Annotated in this window: 14 protein-coding genes and 3 pseudogenes; 9 read left to right on the plus strand and 8 right to left on the minus strand. The window is 72.7% G+C overall.

All coding sequences use genetic code 11. The features are described from left to right. The 5 genes and pseudogenes from IO36_RS44640 to IO36_RS18555 all read left to right on the plus strand — a co-directional run. Positions 1-178, plus strand: a pseudogene (locus IO36_RS44640) (glucose-6-phosphate isomerase); the annotation flags it as partial. 10 nt (positions 179-188) lie between these two features. After that, entirely contained in the window at positions 189-1,067 is an 879-nt protein-coding gene (gnd, locus tag IO36_RS18545) for a phosphogluconate dehydrogenase (NAD(+)-dependent, decarboxylating) (RefSeq protein ID WP_037621256.1), read from the plus strand. Between the two features lie 9 nt (positions 1,068-1,076). Then, positions 1,077-1,688, plus strand: coding sequence for a histidine phosphatase family protein (locus IO36_RS18550; protein ID WP_037621259.1), 612 nt, complete (start codon positions 1,077-1,079; stop codon positions 1,686-1,688). 84 nt (positions 1,689-1,772) lie between these two features. Continuing rightward, positions 1,773-1,904 (plus strand): annotated as a pseudogene (locus tag IO36_RS46880) (Tellurite resistance TerB); the annotation flags it as partial. Positions 1,905-2,192: 288 nt separating this feature from the next. Continuing rightward, positions 2,193-2,858 carry a TetR/AcrR family transcriptional regulator gene (locus IO36_RS18555; RefSeq protein ID WP_037621261.1) on the plus strand — a complete coding sequence of 222 codons (666 nt, stop codon included), beginning with the start codon at positions 2,193-2,195 and terminating at the stop codon, positions 2,856-2,858. A gap of 90 nt (positions 2,859-2,948) precedes the next feature. On the opposite strand, the gene IO36_RS18560 is transcribed toward IO36_RS18555, so the two are convergent. Then, on the minus strand, positions 2,949-3,398 hold the full coding sequence (locus IO36_RS18560) for a PPOX class F420-dependent oxidoreductase (protein WP_037621263.1): 450 nt from the start codon (positions 3,396-3,398) through the stop codon (positions 2,949-2,951). Between the two features lie 93 nt (positions 3,399-3,491). On the opposite strand from IO36_RS18560, the gene IO36_RS18565 reads away from it, so the two are divergent. Genes IO36_RS18565 through IO36_RS18575 form a run of 3 tightly spaced genes read left to right on the plus strand, consistent with a single transcriptional unit; the run spans position 3,492 to position 6,808 of the window. Further along, a complete protein-coding gene (locus IO36_RS18565) occupies positions 3,492-4,073 on the plus strand; it encodes a TetR/AcrR family transcriptional regulator (protein WP_037621264.1) in 582 nt (193 codons plus the stop codon). Next, positions 4,070-5,551, plus strand: a complete 1,482-nt coding sequence (locus IO36_RS18570; protein ID WP_078943288.1) for an MFS transporter — start codon at positions 4,070-4,072, stop codon at positions 5,549-5,551. The genes IO36_RS18565 and IO36_RS18570 overlap by 4 nt, the downstream gene beginning before the upstream one ends. 30 nt (positions 5,552-5,581) lie before the next feature. Further along, positions 5,582-6,808 carry a serine hydrolase domain-containing protein gene (locus IO36_RS18575; protein ID WP_037621265.1) on the plus strand — a complete coding sequence of 409 codons (1,227 nt, stop codon included), beginning with the start codon at positions 5,582-5,584 and terminating at the stop codon, positions 6,806-6,808. Here the strand turns inward: IO36_RS18575 and IO36_RS18580 are convergent, their stop codons facing one another. Then, complete coding sequence (locus IO36_RS18580; protein ID WP_051900629.1) at positions 6,809-8,047, minus strand: MFS transporter; 1,239 nt, start codon at positions 8,045-8,047, stop codon at positions 6,809-6,811. A gap of 179 nt (positions 8,048-8,226) precedes the next feature. Then, positions 8,227-8,934 carry a GTP cyclohydrolase II gene (gene ribA / locus IO36_RS18585; RefSeq protein ID WP_078943289.1) on the minus strand — a complete coding sequence of 236 codons (708 nt, stop codon included), beginning with the start codon at positions 8,932-8,934 and terminating at the stop codon, positions 8,227-8,229. Positions 8,935-8,972: 38 nt separating this feature from the next. Here ribA and IO36_RS18590 point away from each other — a divergent pair, with 38 nt between their 5' ends. Continuing rightward, positions 8,973-9,737, plus strand: coding sequence for a creatininase family protein (locus IO36_RS18590; RefSeq protein ID WP_051900630.1), 765 nt, complete (start codon positions 8,973-8,975; stop codon positions 9,735-9,737). Positions 9,738-9,874: 137 nt separating this feature from the next. Here the strand turns inward: IO36_RS18590 and IO36_RS49190 are convergent. From IO36_RS49190 to IO36_RS18610, 5 genes and pseudogenes are all read right to left on the minus strand, one after another. Continuing rightward, positions 9,875-10,690, minus strand: a pseudogene (locus IO36_RS49190) (lysylphosphatidylglycerol synthase transmembrane domain-containing protein); the annotation flags it as partial. Positions 10,691-10,878: 188 nt separating this feature from the next. Next, positions 10,879-11,880, minus strand: coding sequence for a class I SAM-dependent methyltransferase (locus IO36_RS18595; RefSeq protein ID WP_051900723.1), 1,002 nt, complete (start codon positions 11,878-11,880; stop codon positions 10,879-10,881). Then, positions 11,808-13,031, minus strand: a complete 1,224-nt coding sequence (locus IO36_RS18600) for a glycosyltransferase family 4 protein (protein ID WP_037621268.1) — start codon at positions 13,029-13,031, stop codon at positions 11,808-11,810. The genes IO36_RS18595 and IO36_RS18600 overlap by 73 nt, the downstream gene beginning before the upstream one ends. After that, positions 13,028-13,426: a 6-pyruvoyl trahydropterin synthase family protein gene (locus IO36_RS18605; RefSeq protein ID WP_037621270.1), complete on the minus strand. Its 399-nt coding sequence runs from the start codon at positions 13,424-13,426 to the stop codon at positions 13,028-13,030. Before IO36_RS18605 ends, IO36_RS18600 begins: the two co-directional genes overlap by 4 nt. Before the next feature lie 137 nt (positions 13,427-13,563). After that, positions 13,564-14,544, minus strand: a complete 981-nt coding sequence (locus IO36_RS18610) for a zinc-dependent alcohol dehydrogenase (protein WP_037621272.1) — start codon at positions 14,542-14,544, stop codon at positions 13,564-13,566. Positions 14,545-14,636: the final 92 nt, after the last annotated feature.

A 14,636-nucleotide genomic window follows, 5' to 3' on the forward strand; every position in this document is an offset into this window, starting at 1 on the left:
CAAGGTGTTCGTCCAGGGCGCGGTCTGGAACATCGACTCCTTCGACCAGTGGGGCGTCGAACTCGGCAAGGTCCTCGCCAAGCGCGTCGAACCCGCCCTGACCGAAGGCGCCGACGTCCCCGGTCTCGATCCCTCCACGGCCGCGCTCGTGGCCGTTTACCGCACTCTCCGAAAGTAGTGAACTGACAATGCAGCTCGGACTCATCGGTCTCGGCAAGATGGGCGGCAACATGCGCGAGCGCATACGCCGCGCCGGCCACACCGTCGTCGGCTACGACCGTAATCCGGACCTGGCCGACGTGCACAGCCTCGCCGAACTCGTGGGCGCGCTCGAAGGCCCGCGCGTGGTCTGGGTGATGGTGCCGGCCGGCGCTCCCACCCAGACCGTCATCGACGAACTCGGTGACCTGCTGGAGGCCGGCGACACGGTCGTGGACGGCGGCAACTCCCGCTGGACGGACGACGAGAAGCACGCCGAGGAGCTGGCGGCCAAGGGCATCGGCTTCGTCGACGCCGGCGTCTCGGGCGGTGTGTGGGGCCTGGAGAACGGCTACGCGCTGATGGTCGGCGGCGACGCCGAGAACATCGAGAAGGTACGGCCGGTCTTCGACGCGCTCAAGCCCGAGGGCGACTTCGGCTTCGTGCACGCCGGCAAGGTGGGCGCGGGCCACTTCTCCAAGATGGTCCACAACGGCATCGAGTACGCCATGATGCAGGCGTACGCCGAGGGCTGGGAGCTCCTGGAGAAGGTCGACTCCGTCACCGACGTGCGCGAGGTGTTCCGCTCCTGGCAGGAGGGCACGGTCATCCGTTCCTGGCTGCTCGACCTCGCGGTCAACGCCCTGGACGACGACGAGCACCTGGACAAGCTGCGCGGCTACGCGGAGGACTCCGGCGAGGGCCGCTGGACCGTCGAGGCGGCCATCGACAACGCCGTGCCGCTGCCCGCCATCACGGCGTCCCTCTTCGCCCGGTTCGCCTCGCGGCAGGACGACTCGCCGCAGATGAAGATGATCGCCGCCCTGCGCAACCAGTTCGGCGGCCACGCCGTCGAGTCGGCGAAGTAGGGAAGGACCATGGGCGATCTCATCCTGGTCCGCCACGGGGAGACCGAGTGGACGCTGACGGGACAGCACACCAGCTGGACCGACCTTCCGCTCACCGGGCACGGCGAGGAACAGGCCAAGTCCCTCGCGCCGTTCTTCGCCGGGCGCTCCTTCGCCCAGGTCCTCACCAGTCCCCTCGGCCGCGCGGTCCGGACCGCCGAACTCGCGGGCCTCACCGGCCCGCGGATCGACCCGGATCTGCACGAGTGGGACTACGGCGGCTACGAGGGGGTCACCACGCGGGCCATCCACCGGGCCCGGCCCGGCTGGGTGCTGTGGAACGACGGGGTGCCGCCCGGCCCGGACGGCCACCCCGGCGAGTCCCCGCGCGAGGTGGGCGTTCGCGCCGACCGGGTGCTCTCCCGCGTGGACGCCGCTCTCTGCGATCACCCCGGTGACGTGGTGCTGGTGGCGCACGCGCACTTCCTGCGCGTGCTCACCGCCCGCAGGCTGGGGCTGCCGCCGGAGTCGGGGCGGCTGTTCCAGCTCTCGACGGGAACGGTCAGCCGGCTCTCCACCGAACACGGCGATCCCGTGATCGCCGCGTGGAATCAACCGGGAACTTCCGTCACGGTCCGCTAGTTTCCACACTGCTGCCGTAAACACCGAGGAGCACCGGTCCGCCCGCTCGGGCGGACCGGACTCCTTTCGACACATGGAGTTCTCATGGCCCTGTGGGACCGCATCAAGGAGTCCGCGTCGACGATGCAGACCCAGCTCGTGGCGAAGAAGAACGATCTCAAGAGCGGTGCCTTCCGCGACGCGAGCATGGCGATGTGCGCGCTCGTGGCCGCCGCGGCGTGCTTCACGCTCGACCTGCCCCCGCACGAGTTCGACCTGTAGGACGCCGAAGGACGGGTCCCGTCCGCGGACCGTGACGTCCTGGCGCTCCGGTCCGCCCGCGGTGCGGAGGCCGCGGGCGGCCGGTCCGGGCGGGTGCGGTGGAGCGGGCCGGTGTGGCGGCACGGGAATGCCTCGTGGAACCGGCGCCGGGACCGGGGCACGGAGGGACCTCCTCGCGATCTCCACCGGTCGGGTCCTGCTTCTACAATCGCGGACACCCGCCGTCTCGTCCGAAGGAAGCCGATGACCAGCGTCGAAGAACCGGCACGGTCCGGGGGGCGCGTCCGCGACGCCGCCCGCACCAGGACCGAGATCCTCGACGTGGCGACCCGCGAGTTCTCCCGTGCCGGTTTCGCGGGCGCCCGGGTAGACGAGATCGCCGCCCGCACCAGCACGACCAAGCGGATGATCTACTACTACTTCGGCGGCAAGGAGCAGCTCTTCACGGCGGTCCTGGAACGCGCCTACACGGCGATCCGGCAGGCCGAACAGGAACTGGACGTCGAGCACCTGGACCCGGTCGCGGCCATCCGCCGGCTCGCCGAGCTGACGTTCGACCATCACGAGGCGCACCCCGACTTCATCCGTCTGGTGAGCATCGAGAACATCCACGAGGCCGAGCACATCGCCGACTCCGAGGCGCTGGGCCGGATCGGCTCGCCCGCACTCGAGGTGATCGGCCGGATCCTGGCGACCGGAAGGGAGTCGGGGTTGTTCACCGCGGACGTCGACGCCGTGGACGTGCACGCGATGATCAGCGCCTTCTGCTTCTTCCGGGTCTCCAACCGTCACACGTTCGGCGCCCTGTTCGGCCGCGATCTGACCGCCCCCGGCCGGCGGGAGCACTATCGTGCGATGCTCGGCGACATGGTCATCGCCTATCTGACGGCGGACCGCGCCGCGGGCTGAGCCCGGGGCCACCAGGGCCGACCGCCCGCTCGGGGCCCGGGCCCGCCCGGACCCGCCTCACGCCTCCCGTCCCCGAGGGGACGGCCCGGCTCAGCGCGGAGGGATCCCGTACGCCCGCTCGACGCGCAGCCGCAGCACCAGCCGGCCGTCCCTGACCATGGCCGCGCGGTAGTCGTCCCAGTCGGGGTGTTCGCCGAGGGCGTCCCGGTAGAGCCGGACGAGTTCGTCCACGGTCGCGTCGTGCGGGTCCCCGGCGACGGGCGTCAGGTCGGCCGTGCCCTCGACAACCGTGTAGGCCCACCGGTCCGCGCTGGTCACGTGGTACGAGGCCCGGGGGTCCCGGCGCAGATTGCGAGTCTTGGCGCGGTCGTCGGTGAGCGAGACCCGGATGATCCCCTCGTCGGGGTAGTACACGTGGTTGACGTTCGAGAGCTGGGGCCGCCCGTCCTTCTTGAGGGTCACGAGCACTCCGCCCTTGTACTCGGAGAGCAGCCGGAGCAGTGCGTCCTGCGTCGCGTCGTGGGTCGCTTCGTCAGTCATACGAGTGTCAACGCTCCCCCTCGGCCACGTCATCCCGTCTCCCCGGATCCCCGTGTGTAGACAGTGTCTACGCGCACCTGGTAGACACTGTCCATGGACGAACCGGAAACCACCGGCCTGAAGGCCCGCCTGGTCGACGTCGGGGTCGATCTCGTGGCCGCGGAGGGCGCGCAGGCACTGACCCTGCGGGAGATCGCCCGCAGGGCGGGGGTCTCGCACGGCGCCCCCCGCCGCTATTTCCCCACCCATCTGGAGCTGCTGTCCGCCATCGCGCGCCGCGGCTTCGAGGATCTGGGGGCGCGCGTGGCGGGCGCGGCCGGCGACGAGCGCAGCGACCCCCGCGCCCGGATCGCCGCCCTGGCCCGGGTCCATCTGGACTTCGCGCTCTCCCGGCGCGGCATGTACGAGCTGATGTTCCGTCACGACCTGCTGGAAAGCGGCAGGTTGGGGCTCCGCGAGACCAGCCTGCCGCTGTTCGCGGTCCTGGTGGACCTCGTCGCCCGGGTACGCCCGGAGGCCGACGCCCGGATCGTCGCCGGCGCCCTCTGGGCGAACCTGCACGGCATCGCCCAGCTGTGGGGCTGGGGCAGCCTGGGGCTCGCCACGGGCACCGACGACCACGCCCCGCTGCTGGACGCGGCGCTGGACGCGCACCTCGGACCGGTGCAGCGATGAGCGTCCCCGGCTCCGGCGGCCCCGCGCCCGCTCCCGTCACGAAGGCCCGCCGCCCCCTGGCCGCGGGCACGGCGCACCGCGGGATCACCCTGGCGAGCAGCGTCGTCGGGGCCGTGATCGTCGCCCTCGACGGCACGGTCCTCACCGTCGCCCAGCCCACGCTGAAGTCCGACCTGGGCGCCTCGTTCGCGCAGGTCCAGTGGACCAGCACCGGCTATCTGATCGCGGTCGCGGGTCTGCTGGTGTTCGCGGGGCGCCTCGGGGACCGTCACGGGCACCGCCGTGTCTTCGCGCTCGGCATCCTCGGTTTCGGGGCGGCCTCCGCCGCGATCGGTCTCGCTCCCGGCATCGGCTGGGTGATCGCGCTGCGGGTCGCCCAGGGGGTCTTCGGCGCCCTGTTGCAGCCGGCCACGCTCGGCATGCTGCGCGCCGCGTACCCGCCGGACCGGCTCGCGACGCCCATCGCGCTGCGCGCGAGTGCCATCGGGATCGCCGCGGCCGCGGGCCCGCTGCTCGGCGGGGCTCTGGTCGACCACTTCGGCTGGCGCTCGGTGTTCTTCCTCAACGTGCCGCCTGCGCTGGCGATGGGCGTCGCGGCGCTCTGCGTGCGCCCGCCCGCCGAACGGGAGCATCGCGGGGCGGAACCGTCGGCGAGGGCCGGCCTCGACGTGCCGGGCGCCCTGTTGCTCACGGTCGCGCTGGTCGCCCTGGTGCACACGCTGGTCGCCGTGCCCGAGTCCGGCTGGACGGCGGCGAGCGGCGCCGGGACGGCCGTGGTGGCCGCCGCCGGCGTGGCGTTCGTCCACCGGCAGCGCCGGGCGGCGAGCCCCCTGGTGCCGCCCGAGATCTTCGGCTCGGCGGCCATCGGCGCGGCCCTCGGCATCCTCGTCGCCGTGTCCGCCGCCCTGCTCGGCACCCTGTTCGCCGCGAGCTGGTTCCTCCAGCGGACCCTGGGGCTCGACCCGCAGGAGACCGGCCTGTGGGCGCTGCCGGCGGGCGTGACGATGGTGCTCGGCGCTCCCCTGGCCGCCGTCCTCATGCGCCGGTTCGGTCCGCGCCGCACCGTCGTGGCGGGGGCGCTCGTCCTCACGTCCGGCATCCTTCAACTGGCCCGGCTCCAGCCGTCGTCCACCGCCCTGCCCGTCTCCTTCGGCTTCCTGCTGCTGGGCGCCGGATTCGTCACCGTGATGGTGACCACCACGGCGGTCGCGGTACGGCACGCCCCCGCCGCGGCGGCCGGTGTGGCGGGCGGGCTCCAGCAGACGGCGATGAACATCGGGCCCACGCTGGGGATCGCGGTCGCGGCCACCCTGATGGCGTCGGCTCACGGCTCCGGCGTCGCCGTCCCGCTCGGCGCGCTCGCGGTGTTCTCCGCGACGGCGGCCCTGCTGGCCCTCGGACTTCCGGGGCACAAGGACCCTGTGGGCGCCGCCGCACCGGGGTCGGCCGACGCCTCACCAGCCCGTTTGGGACGATGAGGAACACGAGCCGCAGTCCGAAGGAGAGCCATGGGACCTCTGCGACAGGAAGTCGAGCCGGGATCCGTCGGTCTGGACGCCGGGGCACTGGACCGGCTCGACCGCCACTTCGCCGCTCTGGTCGACGACGGCCGGCTCCCCGGCTTTCTCGTCGCCGTCGCCCGGCACGGGCGGGTCGCCCACCTCACGACGTACGGGACGCGCGACCGTGCGGCCGGACTCCCGGTGGAGCGCGACACGCTGTGGCGGATCTACTCCATGACCAAGCCGGTGACCTCGGTCGCGGCCCTGATGCTGATGGAGGAGGGCCGCCTCGGACTCGACGACCGGGTGGCCGACCACCTCCCGGCCTTCGCCGAACCGCGGGTGTACGTCGGCGGATCGGGGTCCGGCACGACCACCAGGCCGGCCGAACAGCCCATCCTGGTACGGCATCTGCTGACCCACACCGCGGGCCTGACCTTCGGCTTCTACCACCGGCATCCGGTCGACGCGCTCTACCGCGACGCGGGCGTGGAGTCCTCGGTGGCACCGGGCGCGGACCTGGCCGGGACCTGCGAGGTGTACGCCCGGCTGCCGCTCCAGTTCGAGCCCGGCACCCAGTGGAACTACTCCGTGGCCACCAACGTCCTCGGCCGGATCGTCGAGGTGGTCTCCGGACAGGACCTCGACGACTTCCTCCACCGGCGCGTCCTCGGACCGCTCGGGATGACGGACACCGGCTTCCAGGTCACGGACGAACAGGCCGCCCGACTGGCCGAGTTGTACGGCGAGGACGACGAGGGACGGCTCGTCCCGATCGCCGGTCTCCCGCTGCGCGGCCGGCCCCGCTTCCTGTCCGGCAGCGGCGGCCTGGTCTCCACCGCCCACGACTACCACCGCTTCATGGAGATGCTCCGGCGCCGCGGCGAACTCGAGGGAACCCGGCTGCTGCGCCCCGGGACCGTGGACCTGATGGCCGCCAACCAGCTGCCGGGCAACGCCGACCGGCGCTCCTTCGGCAGCCCGGCCCACCGCGAGGACGGCAACGCGGGCCTCGGCTTCGGTCTGGGCGTCTCCGTCGTGGTGGACCAGGAGGCCACCCGGTCCCCGTCCAGCGAGGGCGCGTTCGGCTGGAGCGGCGTGGCCACCACGACCTTCTGGGTCGACCCCCGGCGCGATCTGACCGTGCAGTTCCTGAGCCAACTGCGGCCGAAGGGCTCGCACTCGGTGTTCCCGGACCTCAAGCGCCTGCTGCACGAGGCGGTACGGAGCTGATCACTGCCGGGGCGCCCGGTTGACCCGGTGCACGTCCCGCACGCACAGGTTGAGCGCGGAGGCGGCCACGATCACGACCGCGCAGACCAGCAGCACCTGCCGCTCCGACCAGATGCCCGCGGCCAGTGCGGCGAGCAGATAGCCGAGCGGGATCGCACAGCGCTCCCCGACACTGTTGAACGCAGCCGCCCGGCCCAGTTCGCCCTCGGGGACGTGCAGTTGGAAGGCGGTGGTCCAGGTGACGATCGCGATGTCGAGCCCGACGCCCGCGATCAGCGACGCGGTCAGGACGACGGGCAGCGGCAGCGCGAGTCCCAGCGCCGTCAGGGGCAGGAAGAGCAGGGAACTGGTGGCCACGGCGACCGCGAGCAGCCGGTACGGCTTCCAGCGCAGACACACCAGCCCGCCCGCCAGCAGTCCGAGGGCGAACGCCCCCTGCACCAGGCCCCAGGAGCTCGCCCCGGAGTACTGCCGTGCCGCGAGGACGGGCCCGAGCATCTGGTAGCCGGCCAGCCAGGCGGCGACCACGACCGTCCCGGTGAGCGTGTAGGTCCACAGCCAGGTGCGGGAGCGGAACGCGGACCAGCCCGACCGCAGATCGCCGAGGACGCCGCCCGCGACGACGGGAGCGTCCAGGCGCAGCCCGTGCAGCAGCAGGGCGGCGGCGAGGAAGGTGAGCGCGTCGAAGGCCAGCGCCCAAGCCGGTCCGCAGAGAGCGACGACCAGCCCGCCGACCACGGGACCGAGCACCCGTACGGCGTTCGTCGGCAGTCTGACCAGCGTGTTGGCGAGCTGAAGCTGTCCGGGCTCCACCAATTGGTTCACCACGCCCTGACCGGCGGGCACGGTGAACGCCACGGCGACTCCCGACAGGAATCCACAGGCGGCGATGGAGCCGGTCGAGGCGGTGCCGGTGAGGACGACGACGGCGAGCGCTCCCTGGGCCGCCGCGGCGCCCAGATTGCCCAGCAGCAGGATCCGGCTGCGGGACATCCGGTCCGCGAGCACTCCGCCGACCAGCAGGAAGGCGATGGTCGGCACGGTGTTCACGGCGAGCACCAGGCCGAGCGAGCCGGCTCCGCCGCCCTCCCCGATCACCGCGTAGGCGAGCGCGAGCGGCGCCATCGCCGATCCGGTCGCCGAGATCAGTCCGGCCAGCGCGAACCGCCGGAAGCGGGCGCTTCGCCAGGGTGGCGCGGGGGTCTTCGGCACCGGCGCCGCCTGCTCGGCGGTCCTCATGGTCCCTCCTCCGGCACCGGGACGCGGGCCGGACCGGTCCCGTCGGGTGTCCCCGGGCGCCCGGCGATCGTACGGGCCCGGTCCGGGGCCGTCACGCTCGTCGCCCCGGGACCGGTCGCCCCGCTCCCCCGACTCCGGTAACCCCTCTTCCGCGGGGCCGGTGTCGTGATCCTCTTCCGTCATTCCTCGGTGACGACCGTCTTCGCCGACCCGGCGAAGATCGCCTTCGCCCACTCCTCGCCGTCGAGGTGGGGCAGGTAGTGGTCGAGGCGCTCCCGCTTGGTCAGCAGGTAGGTGAGGTTGTCCTCGCACGGGGGTATCAGGAGCGGCACCTGCTCGGCGACCTTGATGCCGTTGCGCAGCAGCGACTCGCGCTTTCGCGGGTTGTTCGACAGCAGCCGCACGGACCGTACGCCGAGGTCCTGGAGCATCCGGGCCGCCACCAGGTAGTCGCGGGCGTCCACCGGCAGTCCGAGGGCGACGTTCGCCTCGACGGTGTCGAGCCCCTCCGCCTGGAGCTTCATCGCCTTGAGCTTGGCGAGCAGACCGATGCCCCGGCCCTCGTGGCCCCGCAGATAGACGAGGACGCCACGGCCCTCGGCCGCGATCGCCTGGAGCGAGGCGGTGAGCTGGGGGCCGCACTCGCAGTGCTGCGAGCCGAAGGAATCACCGGTCAGGCATTCCGAGTGCAGCCGGGTCAGGACGTCGCCCTTTCCGAGGGTGTCCAAGTCGCCGTACACGAGGACGACTTGTTCCTCGCCGAGGTCGTGGTCCATATAACCGACCGCGTGGAAATCGCCGTACACGGTGGGCAGCGGGGCAATCACGACGCGTTCGACACCTGTGAGGGGGGCATTCCCGCCGAGTTCGCCAAAGTTATCTGTCATGATCTGGTTCCTAAGCAGAGTCGAAAGGGCCGTGAAAGATGAGTAGTTCGGGAACACGTGTGATGGTGTCGGGTGGTCTGCTGTCACTGGACACCACGGAGGATGTCCGCGAGCGGGGGTCCGGTGTCGCCCGCCAGGTCGCCGTCCTTCCCGTCGGGAGCCTCGAACAGCACGGCGCGTACCTTCCGCTGACGACCGACACCCTGGTGGCGTGCGCCATCGCGCGGGAGATCGCGGCCGCCTATCCGGTGCACCTGCTCCCTCCGGTGACGATCTCCTGCTCGCACGAGCACGCCGCCTGGCCGGGCACCGTCAGCATTTCCGCCGTCACGCTGTACGCCGTCGTCCGGGACATCGCCGCTTCGTTGCGGCGGTCGGGCGTCGACACTCTGGTCGTGGTCAACGGGCACGGCGGGAATTACGTGTTGGGCAATGTGGTCCAGGAATCCGCGGGCACCGGAACGCGTATGGCGCTTTTCCCGGCCGCGGAGGACTGGGAAGGCGCGTGCGAACGGGCCGGTGTGCAGACGTCGTTGCTCACCGACATGCACGCGGGAGAAATCGAGACGTCCATTCTCCTGCATGCCCATCCGGAATGCGTCGAAGACGGTTATGAGACCTCCGATTTCGTCGCCGACGACCGCCGGCATCTGCTCACCCTCGGCATGTCGGCCTACACCGAGTCCGGGGTCATCGGACGTCCCTCGAGGGCCGACGCCGAGAAGGGGAAGGAACTCCTCGCCGGGCTGACCGAGGCCTTCGGAGCGTATTTCTCGCTGCTGACGTCCGAGACGGTGCACTGATCGGGTCCTCCCGCGCTCTCCTCCCGGGGGCGCCGGAGCGCGGCACCCCACCGGACGACCAGGACCACGGCGCCCGGCAGGGCCGCCGCGAAGCTCAGCACGCCGTAGATCACCGCGACGGTCAGGCCCATGCCGGCGCCGAGCCCGGCGGCCCCGAACGCCCAGGCGGTGGCGCCCTCGCGGGGGCCCCATCCGCCGACGTTCAGCGGCAGCCCCATGGCCAGCAGGGCGAGCAGGGCCAGCGGCGTCAGGACCGCGACGGACGCGCCGGATCCGGCGGCCCGGGCGGCGAGCACGAACATCGCCAGATGCCCGGCGAGCACCAGGACCGAGGAGAGCAGCACGCCGGGCCAGCTGCGCCGGGCCAGCAGGGCGCCCCTGGCCTCCACGAGCGCGCCGCGCAGGGCCCCGAAGCGTCCGGAGCGGGAAGTGCCCCGCCGTCTGCGGACGACGACGAGCGCCACCGCCGCGGCCGTCACGACGACCGCGAGGACCAGGGCGGCCTCGCGGGCCTGCGCCAGCACCGGTGACGGCTGGGTGAGCAGCACCACCGCGCCGACGGCCAGCAGCGCGGCCTGTCCCGCGGTGCGTTCGAGCACCACCGAGCGCACGCCCCGGCCGAGGTCGCCGGCGCTCTGCCCGTGCCGCACGGCCCGGTGCACATCGCCCAGGACCCCGCCGGGCAGTGCCGCGTTGAGGAACAGCGCGCGGTAGTAGTCCGCGACGGCCGCGCCCAGCGGGAGTTCGATGCGCAGCTCCCGCGCGACCAGGCACCAGCGCCAGGCGCTGAACACCGTGGTGAGCAGCCCGATCGCGATCGCCACCGTCAGCGTGGTCCCGTCGATGCGGCGCAGCCCGTCCACGAAGACCCCGGTACCCAGGCGCCACAGCAGTACGCCCAGGATGAGGACGCCGGCGGCGGTGCCGACGTGCCTGCGGACGGCGCCGGACATCCGACGGGTCCGGGGGGTGCCGTCGGCCTCGCGGCTCTCGGTGTCACCGGCCGGGGCGGACCCCGGTCCGGCACCCGCGGGGTCCGGGACCCGCCCGACGGGCGCGCCGGACTCCGCGGGGTCCTTCAGGTGCGGGCCGTCGAGGTCCGGGGCCGGAGCGGCCGGGCCCAGTGTCTCCAGGCCCGCGCTCACGCCGCACCTCCGACGGGGTGGGGCAGCGCCAGCACGTCGCTGTGGTGGACGACGACGCGCAGCTCGCCCGCGGCGCACGTCTCCAGCCGGGACTTCAGATACGCCTCGGCGCGTTCCGCCAGCTCGGGGCGCTGTTCCACCGCCGCGCCGACCCAGCCGCGCAGCCACTCGGCGGTGAGCTCGGCCTCGTCGGGGCCGAGCCGCCAGGGGCTCGGGTGCACCCGGACGGTCGCGTCGTGGCGGGCGAACGCCTCGCAGGCGGCGGTGACGGCGTCCGGGCCGAGCAGGTCGCCGCGCCGCTGGTGGGCGTTGAACGCCTCGGTGATCTCGGCGTCCATCGGGTGGGCCGGGGTGAACTCCACCCGGCCGGCGACGGACAGCGTGAGCAGGGCGGGCACACCGGCGCCGGCGCAGGCCGCCGCGAGCCGGTCGATCTCCTCGGCCGTGAGCACGTCGAGCAGCGCCGAGGCGGTCACCAGCGAGGCACCGGCCAGGGCGTCCGCGGTCAGCCGCCCGATGTCACCGCGCTGGGTGGTGACGTCGATGTGGCTGCCGTCGGCCGCCGCCTTGGGTGCGCCGACGACGGCGAAGTGCAGCAGATAGGGGTCGCGGTCGTGCAGGATCCAGTGCTGGGCGCCGTCGAGCCGGGGTGCCAGCCACCGGCCCATGGAGCCGGTGCCGCACCCGAGGTCGTGGATGGCGAGTCCGCCGCGCGCGGGCCGGTTGGCCAGCCGGATGCGCAGCGGGTCGAGGAGGTCGGCCGCCCGGGCGGCGGCGTCGGCGGGCTCGCGCAGCTGGAGCCACTGGGGTGCGTAGCGGACCTCTTCGGTGTCAGGGTCCCCGACTCGCTGACCGGGCACGCCCGTCCTCACCTTCTCCTCGGGGAAGCCGGAGTCCGGCCCGCTCGCCGGTGTCGTCGCGGTGCTCACGCGGCCCTCCGGGGTTCCTGGGGCAGCCGGCCGAGCACTCCGGCCAGGCTCCGCGCGGTGGTCGCCCAGCCGTCGAGGGCGGCACGGCGTCCGCGGGCCGCGGCCTTGAGCCGGCGGCGCACGTCGGCCTCGCCGAACCAGCCGCGCAGCTCGCTCGCGAGCGCCGCCGGGTCCTCCGGGCGGACGAGGATGCCGGGGACTCCGCCGTCGGGGGCGCGTCCGACGGCCTCGGGCACTCCGCCGACGTCCGTGGCGAGCACGGGGATGCCGCGGGCCAGGGCCTCGGTGACCGCCATGCCGTAGGTCTCGGCGTAGGAGGTGAGGACCATCAGGTCGGCGGCGGCGTAGGTGGCGTCGAGTTCGGCACCGGCCTGGGGGCCGGCGAGGTGCAGCCGGTCGCCGAGGCCGTACTTGGCGATCAGGCCGCGCAGATGCTCGACGTAGGCCGGGTCCTGGTTGAGCCCGCCGACGCAGACGCAGCTCCAGGGCAGGTCGGTGACGGTGGCGAGGGCCTCGATGAGCCGGTGCTGGCCCTTGCGCGGCGTGACCGAGGCGACGCACAGCAGCCGGGAGACACCGTCGGTGCCGGAGGCGAGCGGGGCGATGTCGGCGCCGGGCGCGGCGGCGTGGACCCGGTCGGGAGCCAGGCCGTGGTGGGCGACGAGCCGGCGGACGGCCCATTCGCTGGTGGCGACGACGGCGGACACGGCCCGCAGGGTCGTACGTTCCAGGGCGTCCAGCTCGGCGGCCACGGCGGGCTCCAGGCCCGTCTCGTCGCCGAGCGGCAGGTGGACGAGGACCACGAGGCGCAGCCGGTCGGCCTCGGGGGCGACGATCTCGGGGACTCCGCAGGCGACGATCCCGTCGAGGAGGACGACGGTGCCGTCGGGCAGGTCGGCCAGGGTCCGGGCGAGTTCGGTGCGGGCGTTCGCGCCGGGGCGCGGCCATTCACCGTCGAGGACGTGGCGCTCGACCTGCCATCCGAAGCCGGGCAGGTCGAGGCAGAGCCGGCGGTCGTAGGCGTTGCCGCCGCTCGGCGTGGCCGGGTCGTCGACGCCGCCCGGCATGACGAAGTGCACGGTGCGCAGGGACATGGGGATGATCTCGGCGTTCTTGAGAGCCGCGTTCTGCACGGGCACGTAGTTCAGGGCACCGGGGCCGGCGGCCTGTGCGGCACGGCCGGACAGCGGGGACGCCTTGTCGAGGGTCACGTCGGTCACAGGTCACGCTCGTAACTCGCCCAGGCGATGTGCGACTCGTGCAGGGTGACGGTGATGCCCGCGAGGCCGTGGGCGCCCGCGCCGAGGGCTCCGGCGTGCACACGGTCGGCGAGCCGGTCGGCGATGACCTTCGCCAGGAACTCGGTCGAGGTGTTGGTGTCCTTGAAGTCCGGCTCGCTGTCGAGGTTGCGGTAGTTCAACTCGCTCACGACGGCGCCGAGCTCCTGCGTGGCCAGTCCGATGTCGACGACGATGTTGTCGTCGTCCAGCTCGGGGCGCCGGAAGGTGGCGTCCACCAGGAACGTCGCCCCGTGAAGGCGCTGCGCGGGTCCGAAGACCTCGCCACGGAAGCTGTGGGCGATCATCAGGTGATCGCGGACGGTGATGCTGAACAACGGACGACCCTCCAGGTGCGGTGCGTCTGATCCTCTGCCGGGATCACGTCGTGTAGTACGGCTGTCCGGTTCACCTTGTTCAGCCGCGTGTTGCCCTTTCTTCGGAGTCCGCAGAGGTCAGGCCGGTTCTCGTCGGCTCAAACCTCTTCGTAGGCGACCCGGTGACACAGGGCGGGTATCGATCCGGAGGCCAGTTTCCCCATCACGCCGGGGAGTTCGCCGAAGGAGCACTCGCCGGTGACCAGGGCGTCGAAGGCCGGGTCGGCGAGAAGGTCGAGGGCGAGCGCGAGACGGTCCGCGTACGTGCGTCCGGCCCGGGCGGAGGGGGAGACGGACCCCACCTGGCTGCTGCGCAGGGTCAGCCGGCGGGAATGGAACGCTTCCCCGAGCGGCAGGGCGACCCGGCGGTCCCCGTACCAGCTCAGCTCGATGACGGTGCCCTCGTGGGCGAGCAGGCCGAGCGCGAGGTTCAGTCCGGCCTCGGTGGCGCTCGCGTGCACGACCAGGTCCCGTTCGCCCCCGGCGTCCTCGGGGAGCGCGAAGTCGACGCCGAGCGCGCGGGCTGTCTCTGCGCGCGCCGGGTCGGCGTCGACGAGCTGGACCCGCACGCCGGGGAAACGGGCGAGCAGCGCCGCGACCGAGCAGCCGACCATGCCGCCGCCGACCACGGCGATCCGGTCGCCGACCAGCGGGGCCGCGTCCCACAGGGCGTTCACCGCGGTCTCGACCGTGCCGGCGAGGATCGCGCGGGAGGCGGGCACCGACTCGGGCACGAGGGTGACGGCGCTCGCCGGGACGACGTAGCGGGTCTGGTGCGGGTAGAGGCAGAAGACCGTCCGTCCGACGAGGTGCGCGGGTCCTTCCTCCACCTGGCCGACACTCAGATAGCCGTACTTCACCGGAGCGGGGAAGTCGCCCTCCTGGAACGGGGCGCGCATCGAGGCGTACTGGTTCTCCGGCACTCCCCCGCGGAACACGAGCGTCTCGGTGCCACGGCTGACCCCGGAGTAGAGCGCCCGGACCAGCACCTCGCCCTCCGCGGGCGCGTCGAGGGTGATGTCACGGATCTCGCCACGGCCCGGCGCGGCGAGCCAGAAGGCGCGAGCTGTGAGTTCCATGAGCGTCCCCCTGAACGATTCCGCAGATCTTCACGTACGGAGCAGTGACAAGTCGCGCACACGGTACGCGGCGATGATCGAATCTGTCATTC

Origin of the sequence: Streptomyces aureus, from assembly GCF_000725495.1 — a bacterium.
GTDB lineage: Bacteria > Actinomycetota > Actinomycetes > Streptomycetales > Streptomycetaceae > Streptomyces > Streptomyces aureus_B.